Raw genomic sequence first — 16,902 nt, forward strand, 5'->3', positions numbered from 1 at the left:
TTCATGAACACAAACGTTGCTATCGCGAAAAGTACGCAAAAGTATACGCAACAGACATATTGTTAATTTCCTGTTGCAAACACAAATGAAAGAGACTATTTTTTAATCACTCACGCGTAATGGCTGTCACGTGGAAATTCAAGGATGAAAGAGACAGCATTGACGCTACCCCGCATTTAGCATTAGTGCTCTCAAGAATAACAAGAGGCACAGTGCCATGATTAACCTACTCGAAACGTTAATTGCCTTCATCTCACTTATGTTGATGATGAGTTTGCTTGTCACCACCACCTTAAAAGCACTGAACTCTGGTGATTTTATAAAGTACTGGATCATGAAAAACGGCATGAAAAAGCTTGCCGAACATATTGCGCAGGAAACCTCGAAAGAAAAGGAGATTCAAAAAGAGATTCAATCGTCAATTGATACCGCTATCGGAAAGGGTATTGCGCGAACCAGAAATGCGTACACGTCTTTTGACGAATTGTACGATACCTACAAACAAGCACCAGGCAGCACGCTAGACAAAGAAAAAGTTGAAAGCTGGTTTACGTTAGTTGAAGACGAAACCAGAGGACTTTTTAAAACCTATTCAGACATCAGCGCCTTTTTAATAGCTGCCGCGTTCGTCTTTATCTTACAACTTGATGCAATCAACATATTTAACGAGATACAGAATAAGCCAAACGGAGAACCTCAGGAAATTAGTGCGTCCGCAGAAGTTCTTACAGACATAGACACTGACAAATCAAGTAGCGATGACGCAAGCATTCCTAGCGGGTTGGAAGCCTTTCCAAATGGGCTAACACTAGATTTTTACCTGGAACACTGGGCCGGCCTGCTGATCAGCACAATTCTCATCAGTTTAGGTGCACCATTTTGGTTTAACACGCTGAAAAACGTGGTGGGTTTGAAAGATGCTGTAGCTATGCGTTATGAGAAGAAAAAAGAGTAGATGGCCAACTAAAAAAACGAACAAGGAACTGAAATGGCAGGACGAGCTAATAATAACATTTACCAATTTATGCAGGACATTTACGGCCCCGATATGAGGGGCAAAACGGATGCTGACACCAAAATAGCTTGGCTTTCCTGGCCGCCTGACATTTTTTGTATTACTTCGATTTTGTTTGATACCTCTGGTTGGTATCGGCTAGTTGTTGAAAGCCCCCCTCTGTTTCTTTCTAAAATTAAGAAACATGAAATTCCATGCTGGCTGACTAACCCTCAGTGGACGGAGGAAATTCAAGAGTACGCCAATGCATGGCAACTCTGGCTTCATATGATACAACTGAAGAAAATTAATCGTCTTAAAAGCACTGAAATCCTGGAACTTGACCCAGAGAATATTTCTATTCAGAAAATTGCAGCAACAATAAAATCAATTGAAAAAACAACACCTAATTCTATAAAACACGTTAAGACAAAAAGCTTCCAACGCTTACTTGTTAAGTTTCACCGTTTTTGGGAAGGCACAAAAGTAAGATCCCTTGATGAACTTGTAGAAGACGACAGTATTTTTTACGACATCAAAAGCAGCCAGCAATTGAATTCAAAACATAAAAGGGCAAGCGAAACGAAGGATAAAAAATATATACAATTCATTGTAGACGTAATCGAAATGCACGCCATTGCTGATCTGGTTTCGTGCAATTTGGGCGTTGTTCGCCCAGGTGAGAGTAAGCGTGGGGTGTTAGAACTAGAGGCTAATACGATGTTGTTGTCAGAGGGTACGCTATCACGGGTATCCAAAGCCCACGGTATTGTTTTGCCAAAACTACGCACACCAAAGGTGGGACTCTCTCTGCGCTCAATGTCACATAATTTATCGTTCATAAAATCGGAAGTAGATGTAGTGTGGCGGACACTTCCGTGGATGAACCTAGACGAAAACACGCTCAATATTGTCATTATTCCTAAACCCACGAAAATAGACAAAAGCTGGTTTAAGCCCATCGTACCAAGATTCAGAGCGTCTTTTGATAGCGCGAGGTATTTTGCCTTTGAACCCGACGAAAATTCAGACAGTCAGTATTCCGCCTTTGTACGAGAAGTAAGCCAAATCATTGAGTCCAGCCAGCGGCACTGTAAAAGGGTTCACATGTTAGTTCTACCAGAGCTTGCACTGTCAGAATCGGAACTAGACCATTTGAAGAAATATCTGTTCTTAAATTTTCCGAACGACCAAATTCCGTTAGTAATAGCGGGGGTAAGATCAGACAACAATGTAACTGATGACGAGTTTAAGGAACTCAATAACAGTGCGAAAACAGTGAGAAACCGCGTGGTCTTGAGCGCCTATTTTGCAGGCAGGTGGTACGACTTATATCAAGATAAGCATCACCGCTGGCGTTTAGACTCCAGTCAGATTGAAAACTACGGGCTATCTGGATTCTTACCTGGTGGCGGTAGTTGGTGGGAAAATTCATCCATTCCAAAACGGAAAATAGCATTTTTAAGCGCAACCGGTTGGTTTACGCTTTGCCCACTCATTTGTGAGGATCTCGCACGAGTTGAACCCGTTTCTCGGGTGATAAGAGGTGTTGGGCCTAACCTGGTCGTTGCGGCATTATTGGATGGTCCACAAATGAAAGCGCGGTGGCCCGCCCGTTACGCCACTGTATTTGCTGAAGACCCAGGGTCGTCAGTGCTGACCGTAACGGCATTAGGAATGTGCAAATTATCGCAACCCAAAGGAGAAACATTTAAGCCCATCATCGCGTTGTGGAAAGATCAGGCCGGGTCGTTTGAAGAAATATCCATTGAAAACGATTCTGCCGCCGTAATGCTAACGATAGAAGGCATAAAAGATACAGAATACACCGCTCACGGCATTGGCGACAACGCTGCAGCAGGAGTACTGTCGCTGCGCAATGTGCATCAGATAAAACTGTCAGAAACAACTGAACCAGCGCCCAGTGCCAGCATAAGCTATTCGGCAGAGAGTGATCCCTGCATCACGTACCTGAAAGCTTTCATGGAAGACGACGATGATAGCCGAGAGCAACATCTCAAAGAATTGTCGATGTTTACCTATTTGGTAAATTTTTTCCTTTTCACCTCTACAGATCTGGTATCAGGTCAAACCTTAGATGCTGAAGAGAGCTCACTAGAACACGCTCTAGAAAACGAAGGTAAAGGTAATGGAAACCTCTCTAACAGTATAACTTTGTTCCTGTTCTACAAGGTTTGCTGCCTTACCAGAGAAGCAAATCGAAACAATAAAGTTGACAAGAAAACATCAATTAAAGATATAAAGGGCAAAATTCAGGAATTAGCTGAAACCATACGCAACGCTGAATGCGGTCAAAGCGTGGCACATTTACTTTTCGTGTGCTGCCTGCTCTGTGACTTCTTTGATAGCGCAAAATCTGAACGAGATGCTTTCTTACATTATAAGAAAAAAGATTATGAACCAGAATTCGAAAACATCCGACAAAAAACCCAACTCAAAATTGCCTATTTGGACAAATTAAAGTCTATCGCCCAAAACTTCATACCTGGCAAAGAAGGCGCAAATCAATATAGCGATGTTAGGACACATATTGACGAGATGAAGCTCAGCTCGCTGGTAGTTGATGAGCTGGAATTAATGAACAAAATGAGTGTTGTGCGATATGCACAATCTGTTTCGTTGGGTGTTCTTTGGGGTATTTATTTACACCTTTCGACAACCACGAACATTAGTGCCAATGATACTCGTGCCAATAAGCTTATGGAGGAAATCGACAAGTTATATTCCTTCTCAAAAAAGCCATATGAAATAAACGACCAACCAGATACATAAGGACGATTGTGATGACCAATGAAGAAAAAATAAACAAGCTAGCATCTGCATACACGGAAGGCGAATTGGCACTATTTTTAGGTGCCGGAGTATCTATGGCAAGTGGCTTTCCCAGTTGGAATCAGTTGGTGCTAGCGATGTATTACAGTGTTGTTAGCGATACCACAGTTAAAAAAAACGAAAGCGCTAAAGGATGGCGTCCCTTCCCTAACTACTTGTATGCAATGGCTGAATGGCATTTACGTTCTTTAGGCGAACCGCTAGATGTTACCTCAAGAAAGATTCGTAATTTTTACCAGGATAACGAAGAAAAAGACTTCTTCGATGATTTTCGAAGTGTGCTATACGGCGCTTTTCGCGTTGATGATTCAGGCAAGTTCTATTTACCTGATGCCAGTGAAATTAAGAACAAAAACAAGACACTCGCTGAAGTAGCCACCTTGTGTGAGGGTAAAGTGGCTGAGGTAATTTCTTACAACTACGACGAATTACTTGAAACAGTAATAGATAAAGATAAAAGACACTGTTGCAGCATTGTCTCTTCTAAACAAAAAGTGAAAGATGAGTCACTACCTATTTTTCATGTTCATGGTTTTGTGCCTTCTCAGCGTGCTCAAGACGACGAAATCCAGCGCAGTATTGTATTCACCGAGGACCAATACAATGGCGTTGCTAACGATCCGTATTCGTGGAGTAACATTGTTCAGCTACAAGCCTTATCAAGTAAAACTGTTCTTATGATAGGGCTCTCTCTTACTGATAAGAACATCCGCCGGTTATTGGACGCTGCCCAGCAGGGCCCACGAGAAAAAAACGTATTTGCCATCCTTCCTAAACAGCAGGCCCCCGAGCTTAAAGACAGCGATATCGACCAAATTGACAACATGGCTCGATCGTATCTCGACAACTTCTCCGACTCTGCCATAAAAGCAGGTTTCAAAAGCAGTAGAGATAGCAAGCGAAATGAGCAGATTAAGGAGATATTCTCTGCCCTCAACAAACAGGATGTATTTAATGCGGAAAACGCTTTTGAGGAAATCGGGGTCACTCCCATTTTCGTAGATGACATAAGCGAGATTCCTGCGAAATTAAGAAAAATACACGAAGGGCACTAGCCCCCTTGCCACAACATTCAACCACCAACAAAGACACGCAGTCTCGTCTTATTAAATAGGGAAATAATAGCGATGACCAAACTCTTTACCATAGGCGACAGTATTTCACAGGGCTTTATGTCTGGTAGCGCCGCCAATACACACCTCAGTTACAGCACCTTACTAGCCGATGCGCTAGGCGAAGAAAATTACCGGTATTACAAGTGGGACGAACGTTACAAAACGAAAGTCGATCTTGAGCGCATTCTACGCGCGCTGGAGCGTAAATTTGGCTCTAACATTCGCGGTTTGGAATGGCTAAGCGTGTTTTCAGTGATCAACGGGATTCTCGATCAGGCTGAAGATTTTTACGAACGCGGTGACGGCAAACTCGGTAAGCCGGTAGGTAGCCAACATGACAAAAAAGGCTTTCACAATGTGGCTGTGGAAGGTATGGACGTAGGAGATGCGTTTAAGGTAACGCCGAAAACGTGCCGGGAAACCATTGAACAGAGTAAAAATGCCGGTGACGGCTACTTACACGCTGTTAGCAACCCCTTTTCTCGCAATGCATACCGTATATTGAACCCGCAAGGTGAAGACGCCGAAGATGAATTCGGCGATTACAGCGCCGTAACCTGGCTGAAACACTGCGCGGAAGAAGAGGGAGTGGAAAACCTGTGTTTATGGTTAGGGGCAAATAACGCCTTGGGTACCGTGCTCGATTTAAAAGTGTCCCCCACACCGAATAAACCCCAGGAAGTCATTGATGCGCCCCGCTCAGAGCGACTTAAATGGAACTTATGGCAGCCCGATGTCTTTGAAGAAGAATACAAGACGCTGCTTGACGAAGTTGTAGCCGCCATGGAAAACAACAAAGAAGAAGACTGGAATGTGTTTGTTGGTACTGTGCCTTTGGTTACTATCGCGCCCCTTGCCAAAGGCATGGGCGAAAAACGCATGATGAATGACCCCTCCAGACCAGGTAAACAGTCATTGTATTACGAGTTTTATTCCTATTTTCCCTTCACAGAAAGTAATGCAAAGAAAACAGGGAAGTATTTGCCATTTCGCGATGCTGTGTTTATCGACAAGACCATTGTTAAGTTCAACGAAATCATTAAGTCGTTAGTGGAAGAGGAAAACAAAAAATATGACAAACCCCGTTTCCACATTGTAGATATTGGTACTGCATTAACTTCGATGGCCTGGAAACGCAACCTTGGTCAACCTACTTACCAGTTGCCCGATGAACTGGAATTTGTTTACCCGCCAATTGATACAAAATATTACGACACCACCGAAGATGGTGATATTAGATCAGGCGGTATTTTCAGTTTGGATGGCGTTCATCCCACTTCTATTGGCCAAGGCATTATTGCCTGGGAATTTTTAAAAGTGATGCAGCAAGTTAACCCATCGCTGAAAGACAAAACCCTTCCATGGGACAAAATCATTGCAAGCGACTCCCTTCGTGAAAAACCCATTACTTTGATGCAGGAACTTTATGAGCACGAAAAGCTCATCAATTTTATCGCATCAATAGGGAACGTATTGAACATCAGAGATTAATTTTCGAAACAACGGAACACTTCCTGAACCTTCACAGGAATAAACCTGTTTACATACCGGCATGCGCGTAATTTACGCACATGCCGGTAGTAGCTCGACCCGCCTACGAACCTTAGGATGCCTAAACAGTCTATGCTTACCGTCTGGCTTGAAGTTCATGTGCAGCTGCCGCTGCCAAAAAGCCAGAGCGCGTTTTATATTGAGGGTCGGTACTGGCAAGTGCATCAATCTGACGAATTAAATACTCGGGCAAAGTCACGTTTATTTTTTTTGACTTCCCTAAATAAGGGGTTAAGTCAATCTCAATAAACGACCAGATAAACTTGTCAAACTCAGTGTTATTTTTATGAGAATCAATGCTCCCAGGTTTTGGTATAGGATCACCTTCTTCTCTACACATATCAAGAAAGCCCTCGAGAGCTTCTTTTGCATTACTAATCGCTTCATCTAATGTTTCACCCGCTGAATAGCACCCTGCTATATCCGGGAACACCACACCGTAAGCGGTGTCGCCGTCTGGTTTCTCCACTGCAATCGGATATTTGCTGAACATATTCTCTACCGTTATTTTACAGCTATTATTATTTTTGTTGCTTTGTTAAGTCATGTAGTTTGAAAACTGACCCGGCTATTTAAGCTGGGCATCTTTCAAAATGCGGTTGGCCGTACCAACGGGTAAATCTTTTTTAGGGTGCGGGACCGTGATTTTGATTTTCTTATCCGGATGTTTAAAGTAATGGTGTGACCCTCTTACTTTTACTTCATACCATCCTTCACTTAATAGTAAATCAATAATAAATTTAGAGTTCATAATAACCCCAATAACTCCAACCATCAAGAATATAGTAACTCCAGTAACTCTGGCTTTTCATATAACAAGCCTTTCTCCTTTCACCCATAAATTTAGGAGCGTACGCTTTCATTTTTTATTAATAAATTTATATAGTTAGTTTGGAAATTGTCATGCTATTTTAAACTGGCGTATAAATAGCGAAAGCTGACTTGAAGTACAGATGTTGTTTGTTTAGGGGCAAAGTCAATATGCTCCTTGCGTTAACCCAAATTGATTTCGCTCAATATTCAACCAAATCACGAAAAACTGCCTACACTATTGTAACAACCTAGTTACAACTTAAGGTTCTCTAAATGTGGTTAAGAAATTTCAGTTTAATACAACGTCTGATCATTATTGTGGCTTTAATAACTCTTTTATTTGTAGCGCTAACCGTTGTTGTGCTTTACAAACATCACGAGTCTCTTAAGCAAAAATCTTATGAAGAAAACCAGCACCTTGTCGAAGTAGTTCATTCCATGCTTGGGAGCTTTGCCGCTCGTAATGACATTGACGAGACCACAGCAAAACAGCAGGCACTGATAGCAGTAAAAGCTTTGCGCTATGACGGCAGCAACTATTTTTGGATACAAGATCAAACCCCTAAAATGGTAATGCACCCGATTAAACCAGCGTTAGACGGGCAAGACCTTCGCACTTTCAAAGACGGTAACGGTAAAGCTTTTTTCGTAGATATGGCTAAGCGGATAAAATCTAACGGAGAAGGCTTTGTGGATTACGTGTGGCCCCTACCGGGCGAAGAAACGCCAATAGATAAGATCTCCTTTGTAAAAGAGTTCAAACCCTGGGGGTGGACAGTAGGCTCAGGGATCTACCTTGCGAATTTAGAGGAAGACTACGCTCATTTACGCAACCTCATTGTTATTTTCTGCATAGTGAGCGTGGCGCTCGTTGCGCTTCTGATCTTTGTGATCGGCGGCAGCATTGTTACACCGGTTCATGAAGTGACCGAGCGCATGAAAGATATTTCTCAGGGCGAAGGTGATTTAACCCGATCTTTACCAGAAACAGGCAAGGATGAAGTTACCCGCCTCGCCCGCTATTTCAATGAATACACCGAGAAAATGCGGCAATCTTTACTGGGTGTTCGCCAGCATATAAACACGCTTGCACAACAGGCAGAGTTGGTGGAGAACGCAAGCAGAAACAGCAACGCTCAGGCACAAACACAAAATGAAAATATGCTACAAGTGGCGTCTGCTATGGAGCAAATGACTACGCAAATCACTGAGGTGAATAATAATGCCGACGTTGCTGAGAAAGTCACAAATAATGCTCAAACTCATATGCACAACGGCGCGGCCGTGGTGGATACAACTGTTCAAAATATTCGCTCATTAACATCTGATATTGAAAGCGTGAGTAGCGTGGTAACTGAACTTGCTGCGCAAACCAACAACATAGGTGCAGTGCTTGATGTTATACGCGGCATTGCTGAGCAAACTAATTTACTTGCGTTGAATGCAGCGATAGAGGCCGCTCGCGCAGGTGAACAAGGGAGAGGTTTTGCAGTGGTTGCTGACGAAGTACGCAGTTTGGCAAGTAAAACCGGCAAAAGCACCGATGAAATTCAAGCGATGATTGAAAAACTGCAGAGCGATGCGAGAAATGCAGTTAACGCCGTCCAAACAAGTCAGGCTGCTTCTGCCAGGACTGTGGATCATGCAATACAAGCCAACCAAAATTTGCAGGAAGCGCATGGGTTGATGACAGAAGTATCGGGAACGAGTAGTGAAATTGCCAGGGCAACAGAGCAGCAAGCCGAGGCAGCATCCGAAGTGAATTTACGAATCAATTCGCTTTCTGAAGCAGCCAATATCAGCTTGCGCACCGCCGATGAATTAGCTTCTGCAAGCAAGGCGTTACGAGTGAGTTCGCAGGCAATAATGGATATTGCAAACCGCTTTAAGCTGTAGGTAAGGCAACTATCTCGATAGCTTTTTGCCAGCGAAGAACAAAAGTCAAAAGATAGTATTGCAAGAAAAGCTAAACTAGCGGGCTTACTTTAAGCCCGCTTGAAAATCGGTTTACTCTGTAGTTACCGGGTGTGCCAGCGATTTCAACTTCGCTTTAAGTAAGGCTACAAAGCCATCTTCGTCTTTAGGACTGTCCGGGTGCTTAGGCCATACCGCCATAAATTGGTAGCTTACGCTTTTGGCAGGTTTGAACTGGATTAAATAATCGTGTTCGCCCTCAAACTTACCCGAAATATCATCTACTTCATAAAACAACGCCATACCCAACTCATCATCTTCGCCGAGTAAACTCTGCTTTCCATAAGTGGCAATGACACCCCACCCGTCCATTTCAAGCTCAATGTGATTTACATTTTCGTGCTTCACCACACCGGTTACCAAATCATCGACAGGCACTGACAAATCCATGTTCACCGTTGTGGTTGGGTCTCCAGCATGAATTGCGTAGTTGGCTGTTACATCCACAACCTTATTATTGGCATTCCACCCTTGGTAATGGACGTAAAAATCTGCAGACAATTTGTTGTCGTTACCTAGATTCCAACTCATTTCATCGACATTCTGAAGGTGCATCACTGTATCTCCTTCTAACCGACCAAACGAACCCAGGCCCAGAGATTTGCCAACTTTTAGCGCATCGCCTCCCCAATCATTAAGCTCGTGATAACTACTGTAGCCATCCTGTCCAACTTGATGCAGAACCGGGGTACGACCTGTTTTAACAAAGATATCCGTACCGTTTCGCCAATCTAAGTAGAGTCGATAACCCATCAGGTCATTTTCCCAGCCCGGCCCTTCATACCGCAAGTAGTAGGAATGATCGGTAAGCTGTTCTGGCGCGGTAAAAGACTCAACATTCTCAAAGTCAAAACCTTCAGCCTCGTAAGCGGTGCCGTTCCATTCTCCATTTTGCCGAATTGATAATTCTGCATACACCACATCAGGCGCTGATTCGCCGTCGTCAGATAATATCAAAGGCAGCGTTTCACCTGGGTTAAGGGTAACTAGAACGTTTAATATATCTTTTCCTTGTCCGTCGATTGTCCATTCCGATGGAAAATTAACAATTTTTTTTCCGACGGCTTCGTCACCTCCCAGCGATGAAGCAGGCAGCGAAATCAATTGCGGAATCGCCGCCCCCGCAGGGGAGTTCGAAACGATAACCGAAACGTTCTCATTGCCTGTAACATTTTGATTATCAATATTTTTACTATTAGTATCCTGACGTTCGCCCGGACTACAAGCAACCGCAGACAACGCCATAATAATACTTAGCGGTAGGGATAGTTTCTTCATTTTTCGCTCCTTAAAAGGGGTGTCGTGGTTGTAAATACTTTGCACTAATATATTGACAATTGCCACCGGTGGCAATTATTTTAAATGTTGTTAACATTGTTAAATGCATGTGGCTGAAATTTTTGTGATGAAAAATCAATCAACTCGGCAACTGCATCATTCATTCATCATAAGAGGTAAAAGTGCTATGCCAAATTTCAGTTTATCCGGAAAACGAGCTCTGGTGACAGGCGCAAGCCGGGGAATTGGTCAGGCTATGGCTATCGCACTCGCTGAGTCCGGTGCCGATGTGATATGCGCCAGTTCCCGAGAAGGCGGCTGTGCAGACACAATGGCAAAAATTAACGCGCTGGGTACGGTAAAGGTTACCGAATTACACGCTGACTTATCTGATTTATCGCAAGTGCAAACTATGGCAGACAATGCACTTACTGTTTGGAATGGCATTGATATTCTTGTGAACAATGGTGGCACCATATTCCGCAGCCCAGCGGTAGACTTTCCCTTAGATGAATGGCAGCACGTACTTCGCGTGAATACCGACGCAGCCTTCTTACTCAGTCAGCAAATTGGCAAACACATGGTTGAAAAAGGCAGCGGCAAAATCATCAACACCGCCTCTATGCTGAGCTACAGCGGCGGTATTACTGTGCCTGCTTATACCGCCAGCAAACACGCTATTGCCGGGCTGACCAAAGCCCTCGCCAATGAGTGGGGCAAGAACAATGTTCAGATTAACGCGATAGCACCCGGTTACATTCGCACAGATAACACCCAGGCGTTGCAAGACGACGAAGGCCGAAGCAAGGAAATAATATCTCGTATTCCTGCTGGCAGATGGGGTGAAACCGAAGACTTAAAGGGAGCACTGGTGTTTTTAGCCAGTGAAGCCAGCAATTACGTCAACGGGCACATACTTGCTGTTGACGGTGGCTTCCTCGCCCGCTAACTAATACAGGAACACAATCATGACAACCGAGTTCGAAATACGCTACGCAGTTGGCCAGCGGGAAGTTAAGGCGTACGACACCACCGAGCTTCGCAACGCCTTTCTTGCTGATAAACTTATGCAGCCAGGAAAAATATATTGGGTTTATAGTCATTACGAGCGTTTTATGGTGGGCAGTGCCGTGCCCGTTGAACAGCCTCTCACGTTGGAAACCCTTGACGATCAGCTAAAAATGGACTTTTTTACCGCGCGCCGTGAAGTGGGAGTGATAAACGTCGGGGGTGAAGGTACGGTTACTGTTGGCGATACCACCTACTCACTAGCCCGGGAAGAAGCACTGTACATCGGCAAAGACAACCCTTCCGTTGTGTTTGCCTCTGTTGATTCGGCCAATCCGGCAAAATTTTATCTCAATTCCGCACCTGCCCACCACGCGTACCCGTGTAAGAAAGTAGGGAAAGGTGACGCCAATGTATTGCATCTTGGCAGTCAGGAAACCTGCAATGAAAGAGACATAAACCAATTGCTGATTAATACCGTGGTAGACACGTGTCAGTTACAAATGGGCCTTACCAGACTGGCTCCGGGTAGCGTGTGGAACACCATGCCTGCACATCAGCACGATCGCCGCAATGAAGTGTACTTTTACTTCGACCTCGCCAAAGGACAGGCAGTAAGTCACTTCATGGGTGAACCAAATGAAACACGACATATTTTCGTTCAAAACGAACAAGCGGTATTGTCTCCCCCATGGTCAATTCATTGCGGCGTGGGAACAGCTAACTACGCGTTTATCTGGGGTATGGCCGGGGAGAATCTCGACTACGATGACATGGACAAATTCCCCCCAGATGCACTTCGATAAGAATTAGAGGTATATATGTTTCGCCAGAAGGCTGTTTTACTTGTTTTGCTTGGTATATTCATTACCGCGCTAAGCGGCTGTACCACCGAGCAGGACGACAATGTTGTCACGTTGCGACTGGGGCATTCACTCGACACCCAACATTCGGTACACAAAGCAATGGTGTATCTGGGAGAGAGGCTTGAAGAATATTCCGGCGGCACGATGCAAGTAGCCATTTATCCGGGAAGTCAACTTGGTACCGAACGGGAACTTATTGAATTATTGCAAATTGGCTCGCTGGATATGACAAAAGTGTCTGCCAGTCCCCTGGAGGGCTTTGCGCCGGAAATGCAGATTTTCAGTATTCCCTATGTATTCAGAAACAACGAACATTTTTGGAAAGTGCTGAACAGTCCGATTGGTGCAGACCTCCTCACTGGCGTAGAAGCATTCAAATTAAAGGGAATTGGCTATTACGATGCAGGCAGTCGAAGTTTTTACACAAACGACCGCCCTATCCATACCCCAGCTGATTTAAAAGGATTAAAAATTCGGGTACTCAATAGCCCGACTGCTGTTAAAACTGTGCGCGCCCTGGGTGGTGCGGCAACCCCCGTTTCCTGGGGAGAGCTCTACACAGCCCTGCAGCAAGGAGTGGTTGAAGGTGCTGAAAATAACCCCCCCAGTTATTACTTGTCCCGTCACTATGAAATTGCCCGCTATTACTCGCTCGACGAACACACGTCTGTTCCCGATGTCATGCTGATGTCATTGAGAACCTGGCAAAACCTCACCGCTCAGCAGCAAGAATGGGTTCGCATGGCAATGGCCGACTCAGTTGCTCATCAACGTGAATTATGGCAGGCCTCTACCGAAGAATCGTTGGCAAAAGTAATTGAAGATGGCGTCGAAGTTATTTACCCCGACAAGCAACCTTTCCTGGATGCCGTAAAACCGTTCCACGACAGCTACAAGGGTACTGAAGTGGGTGAACTGCTCGAAGAAATTAAGGCGATGTAACGCATGCGTAATTTAGTGAAGTTTATAGACAACACGCTGGCTGCAGCACTCATTCTGGCTATGGTGAGTATTCTTCTCGTTGTAGTGTGGCAGGTTATATCCCGCTATTTACTGCAGGATCCGGCCTCGGCAACGGAAGAACTTTCACGCTTTCTTCTTATTTGGATTGGTATTTTGGGCGCTGCTTACGCCTATCGTCAAAAAGTCCACCTGGGCTTCAACCTGTTCGTTCACAAGCAATCTGCGCAAAGGCAAAAATTAATCATGACCTTTGTGGAACTGTTGGTAATGACATTTTGTGTTGCCGTCCTACTTATTGGTGGTAACGCATTGGTGAACCTGACACTGGATTTGAACCAAATTTCTGCAGCCCTGGGCGTTAAAATGGGGTGGATATACACAGTTCTTCCCATCTCCGGAGCACTAATGGTGTTGTATAGCGGGGTTAATATATACAACCTTTGGATAGACGAATCGCAGGAGCCACTGTAATGGAAGTAACAGCAATAATTCTCATCGTTGGCTTCTTCTTTTTTCTGCTTATTAACGTTCCGGTATCAATGAGTATCGGGCTGGCCACACTGATTGCCATGTTAATGAGCGTCGAATTTGAACCCGCTGTAACCACCATGGCCCAGCGAATGGCAGGCGGACTGAACAGCTTTGCGCTACTGGCTATTCCGTTTTTTGTGATGTCGGGCCTTATCATGGGCAGAGGCGGTATTGCTAAACGCCTGATAGAGTGCGCGATGGCACTTATCGGTGCCCTGCCCGGCGGCCTGGCTCTGGTAAATGTCGTGTCTTGTATGCTTTTCGGCGCAATCTCGGGTTCTGCTGTGGCTGCCTGCTCTGCGATTGGTAGTTTTATGCTGCCTGAAATGAAGAAAAAAGGCTATGACCCGAATTTCTCTGCTGCACTTACTGCTGCCGCGGCAACTACGGGGATGCTTATTCCGCCCAGTAACATTTTGATTGTATATGCCATTGCAAGTGGAGGTGTGTCTATTGCTGCTTTGTTTATGGCAGGATACATTCCTGGCATTATGGTAGGTTTGGCGCTGATGCTGGTGTGTTACGTGTGGGCAAAAATTAAAGGCTACCCGCTTTCAGATCGACTACCGCTAAAAGTGGTGGTAGAGAAACTATTTGCCGCCATGCCCAGTTTGTTTCTTATTGTGCTGGTTATTGGTGGAATTGTCGGCGGTATTTTCACGGCCACTGAAGCCGGAGCCATAGCCGTGATTTATTCGCTGATCCTTTCAGTAGGTTTTTACAGGGAAGTGAAAGTAAAAGAGCTCCCAGGCATTTTTCTTAAATCAGCAGAAACTACTGCAATTGTAATGTTACTCATTGCAGCTTCCACAGCAATGTCCTGGTTGCTGTCGTTTGAGAATATTCCACAGGCACTTAGTGAGGCATTGTTAGATTTAAGCGACAACCCTATTGTTATTCTCCTGCTCATTAATTTACTACTTATTATAGTGGGCGCATTTTTAGATATGACGCCGGCGGTACTTATTTTCACTCCAATATTCCTGCCAGTGGCTATGCAATTGGGCATGTCTCCACTGCAATTTGGCATAATGATCGTACTCAACTTATCTATTGGGTTGTGCTCACCACCAGTGGGTGCCGTCCTTTTCATTACCTGCGCCATTGCCAAAACAAAACTTGAAAATATCATCAAGCCTTTGCTGCCACTCTACGCTGCAATGTTTATGGTATTGATGCTTGTGACCTATTTCGCTTGGTTCTCAGAAGCATTACCCAACGCGCTCGGTTTTTAAGAGCCCCCATGGATGAATTCGCGGTGTGTTAAGCACAGGAGACTTATTCAGCGAGCAGGAAGGCATGAGGTGAGCTTACTTAAAAGCCCTCTGCCGCATGGATGCGGCAGTTGAGCCCCCATGGATGGGTTAACGGCGTGCTTTGAAGTGAGTTCGCCGCCTGCTTTCCGACAGCGAGCACCCATGGATGAGTTCGCGGTGTGTTAAGCACAGGTGACTTATTCAGCGAGCAGGAAGGCATGAGGTGAGCTTACTTAAAAGCCCTCTGTCGCACGGATGCGGCAGTGGAGCCCCCATGGATGGGTTAACGGCGTACTTTGAAGTGAGTTCGCCGCCTGCTTTCCGACAGCGAGCCCCCATGGATGAGTTCGCGGTGTGTTAAGCACAGGTGACTTATTCAGCGAGCAGGAAGGCATGAGGTGAGCTTACTTAAAAGCCCTCTGCCGCATGGATGCGGCAGTGGAGCCCCCATGGATGGGTTAACGGCGTGCTTTGAAGTGAGTTCGCCGCCTGCTTTCCTACAGCGAGCCCCCATGGATGAGTTCGCGGTATGATTTACAAGGATTTTCGTTGTTTTGCCCGGGTTTATAAAGCTAAACTAAGAGAGATTTCGTAAGCTTAGTACAAGAAATAATAAAGCTTAGGTTCTTGCGCGCCAAAAACTGCGCTTTTAAAAAGTGAATAATAATGGAAAAACGTCCTACAATAAACGATGTTGCCCGCCTTTCCGGTGTGTCTAAACGCACTGTTTCCCGCGTGATTAACGGTGCGACCAATGTCGGCACTTCTACTCGGGAAAAGATACAAAAAGTAATTGATGAACTTGGCTTTTCCCCAGATAAGCAAGCGCGAGGGCTGGCAGCCAGCCGCAGTTTTTTGCTTGGTTTAATTTACGACAACCCTGACGCCCTCTTCATCGACCAGGTTCAACGGGGTGTACTTGGTGTGTGCTCTGAAAAAGGCTATGAACTGGTTGTACATCCTTGCAATTACACCGAGGCAGATTTTGTAGAAAAGTGCGTTAAATTCGTAAAACGTTCAAACATAGATGGCGTAGCCATTTTGCCGCCGGTGTCAGAATCTAAAGAGCTCGCCAAAGCACTGAGTGATAACAACATTAATTATGTGCGTATGGCATCAGTGGATTTAGACGACCACGCCAATATCGTGGTATCAGACGACCGTGCGGCATTGAGCGATCTTGCCCGTTATCTGGTTTCCCTTGGCCATCGGGATATTGCTGTGATCAGTGGCCCAAAAAAATACTACTCGTCCATTGAGCGTTTAGAAGGCTTCTGCGATACCCTGGAAGAACTCGGTATCACTCTGCCGGAAAATAACATCATTGAAGGGAAAAACAGTTATGAGAGCGGTATTTCCTGTGCAAGGCAATTGCTGATCCAAAGCAATCGTCCGGGAGTGATTTTTGCCAACAATGACGAAATGGCAGCTGGTGTGCTGAAAGTAGCGCATGAGATGGGGATAAAGGTACCAGAAGAATTATCCATTGCTGGTTTCGATGATAACTTACTTGCCTCCAGAGTTATTCCGTCTCTCACCACAGTACAGCGCCCGGTGAACGCAATGGCATCGCTGGCCGCTAAAAAAATCATTGCCATGATTGAAAACCAACCCAGTGACGAGTTGGAAAATTATCTTGTTAAGCCGCACCTTATAATTCGCGAGTCTACTAAAAAAGCAGAAAGGTAAAATTTATTGAC

General features: G+C 45.0%; 16 protein-coding genes. 13 read left to right on the top strand and 3 right to left on the bottom strand.

Annotation, left to right across the window (positions count from 1 at the left end; genetic code table 11):
- The first annotated feature begins 217 nt into the window (after positions 1-217).
- The 4 genes from ACXACM_RS01700 to ACXACM_RS01715 all read left to right on the top strand — a co-directional run bounded on the left by ACXACM_RS01700 (position 218) and on the right by ACXACM_RS01715 (position 6,453).
- Entirely contained in the window at positions 218-955 is a 738-nt protein-coding gene (locus tag ACXACM_RS01700) for a hypothetical protein (protein WP_474819354.1), read from the top strand.
- A 33-nt stretch (positions 956-988) separates the two neighbouring features.
- Positions 989-3,787 carry a hypothetical protein gene (locus tag ACXACM_RS01705; RefSeq protein ID WP_474819355.1) on the top strand — a complete coding sequence of 933 codons (2,799 nt, stop codon included), beginning with the start codon at positions 989-991 and terminating at the stop codon, positions 3,785-3,787.
- An 11-nt stretch (positions 3,788-3,798) separates the two neighbouring features.
- Complete coding sequence (locus ACXACM_RS01710; protein ID WP_474819356.1) at positions 3,799-4,902, top strand: SIR2 family protein; 1,104 nt, start codon at positions 3,799-3,801, stop codon at positions 4,900-4,902.
- 72 nt (positions 4,903-4,974) lie between these two features.
- Positions 4,975-6,453: a hypothetical protein gene (locus ACXACM_RS01715; protein ID WP_474819358.1), complete on the top strand. Its 1,479-nt coding sequence runs from the start codon at positions 4,975-4,977 to the stop codon at positions 6,451-6,453.
- Between the two features lie 136 nt (positions 6,454-6,589).
- Here the strand turns inward: ACXACM_RS01715 and ACXACM_RS01720 are convergent, their stop codons facing one another.
- Together ACXACM_RS01720 and ACXACM_RS01725 are read right to left on the bottom strand one after the other, a co-directional pair.
- Positions 6,590-7,006, bottom strand: a complete 417-nt coding sequence (locus tag ACXACM_RS01720) for a type II toxin-antitoxin system HicB family antitoxin (RefSeq protein WP_474819360.1) — start codon at positions 7,004-7,006, stop codon at positions 6,590-6,592.
- Positions 7,007-7,081: 75 nt separating this feature from the next.
- A complete protein-coding gene (locus tag ACXACM_RS01725) occupies positions 7,082-7,264 on the bottom strand; it encodes a type II toxin-antitoxin system HicA family toxin (protein WP_474819361.1) in 183 nt (60 codons plus the stop codon).
- A gap of 335 nt (positions 7,265-7,599) precedes the next feature.
- On the opposite strand from ACXACM_RS01725, the gene ACXACM_RS01730 reads away from it, so the two are divergent.
- A complete protein-coding gene (locus tag ACXACM_RS01730) occupies positions 7,600-9,222 on the top strand; it encodes a methyl-accepting chemotaxis protein (protein ID WP_474819362.1) in 1,623 nt (540 codons plus the stop codon).
- A 111-nt stretch (positions 9,223-9,333) separates the two neighbouring features.
- On the opposite strand, the gene ACXACM_RS01735 is transcribed toward ACXACM_RS01730, so the two are convergent.
- A complete protein-coding gene (locus tag ACXACM_RS01735) occupies positions 9,334-10,578 on the bottom strand; it encodes a DUF4861 family protein (RefSeq protein WP_474819364.1) in 1,245 nt (414 codons plus the stop codon).
- Positions 10,579-10,765: 187 nt separating this feature from the next.
- On the opposite strand from ACXACM_RS01735, the gene kduD reads away from it, so the two are divergent.
- From kduD to ACXACM_RS01775, 8 genes are all read left to right on the top strand, one after another.
- Positions 10,766-11,527: a 2-dehydro-3-deoxy-D-gluconate 5-dehydrogenase KduD gene (gene kduD / locus ACXACM_RS01740; RefSeq protein WP_474819365.1), complete on the top strand. Its 762-nt coding sequence runs from the start codon at positions 10,766-10,768 to the stop codon at positions 11,525-11,527.
- 19 nt (positions 11,528-11,546) lie between these two features.
- The gene (gene kduI / locus ACXACM_RS01745) at positions 11,547-12,392 is read left to right on the top strand and encodes a 5-dehydro-4-deoxy-D-glucuronate isomerase (RefSeq protein WP_474819367.1); all 846 of its coding nucleotides are present in this window, start codon (positions 11,547-11,549) and stop codon (positions 12,390-12,392) included.
- A gap of 15 nt (positions 12,393-12,407) precedes the next feature.
- On the top strand, positions 12,408-13,394 hold the full coding sequence (locus tag ACXACM_RS01750; protein ID WP_474819369.1) for a TRAP transporter substrate-binding protein: 987 nt from the start codon (positions 12,408-12,410) through the stop codon (positions 13,392-13,394).
- 3 nt (positions 13,395-13,397) lie between these two features.
- Positions 13,398-13,886, top strand: coding sequence for a TRAP transporter small permease (locus ACXACM_RS01755; RefSeq protein ID WP_474819370.1), 489 nt, complete (start codon positions 13,398-13,400; stop codon positions 13,884-13,886).
- Positions 13,886-15,181: a TRAP transporter large permease gene (locus tag ACXACM_RS01760; protein WP_474819372.1), complete on the top strand. Its 1,296-nt coding sequence runs from the start codon at positions 13,886-13,888 to the stop codon at positions 15,179-15,181. The genes ACXACM_RS01755 and ACXACM_RS01760 overlap by 1 nt, the downstream gene beginning before the upstream one ends.
- Positions 15,182-15,425: 244 nt before the next feature.
- Positions 15,426-15,563 carry a hypothetical protein gene (locus tag ACXACM_RS01765; protein WP_474819373.1) on the top strand — a complete coding sequence of 46 codons (138 nt, stop codon included), beginning with the start codon at positions 15,426-15,428 and terminating at the stop codon, positions 15,561-15,563.
- Positions 15,564-15,600: 37 nt separating this feature from the next.
- Positions 15,601-15,735, top strand: coding sequence for a hypothetical protein (locus ACXACM_RS01770; protein ID WP_474819374.1), 135 nt, complete (start codon positions 15,601-15,603; stop codon positions 15,733-15,735).
- Between the two features lie 133 nt (positions 15,736-15,868).
- The gene (locus tag ACXACM_RS01775; protein ID WP_474819375.1) at positions 15,869-16,891 is read left to right on the top strand and encodes a LacI family DNA-binding transcriptional regulator; all 1,023 of its coding nucleotides are present in this window, start codon (positions 15,869-15,871) and stop codon (positions 16,889-16,891) included.
- Positions 16,892-16,902 lie beyond the last annotated feature (11 nt).

The organism is Alteromonas sp. AWQ4_252 (genome assembly GCF_056158205.1).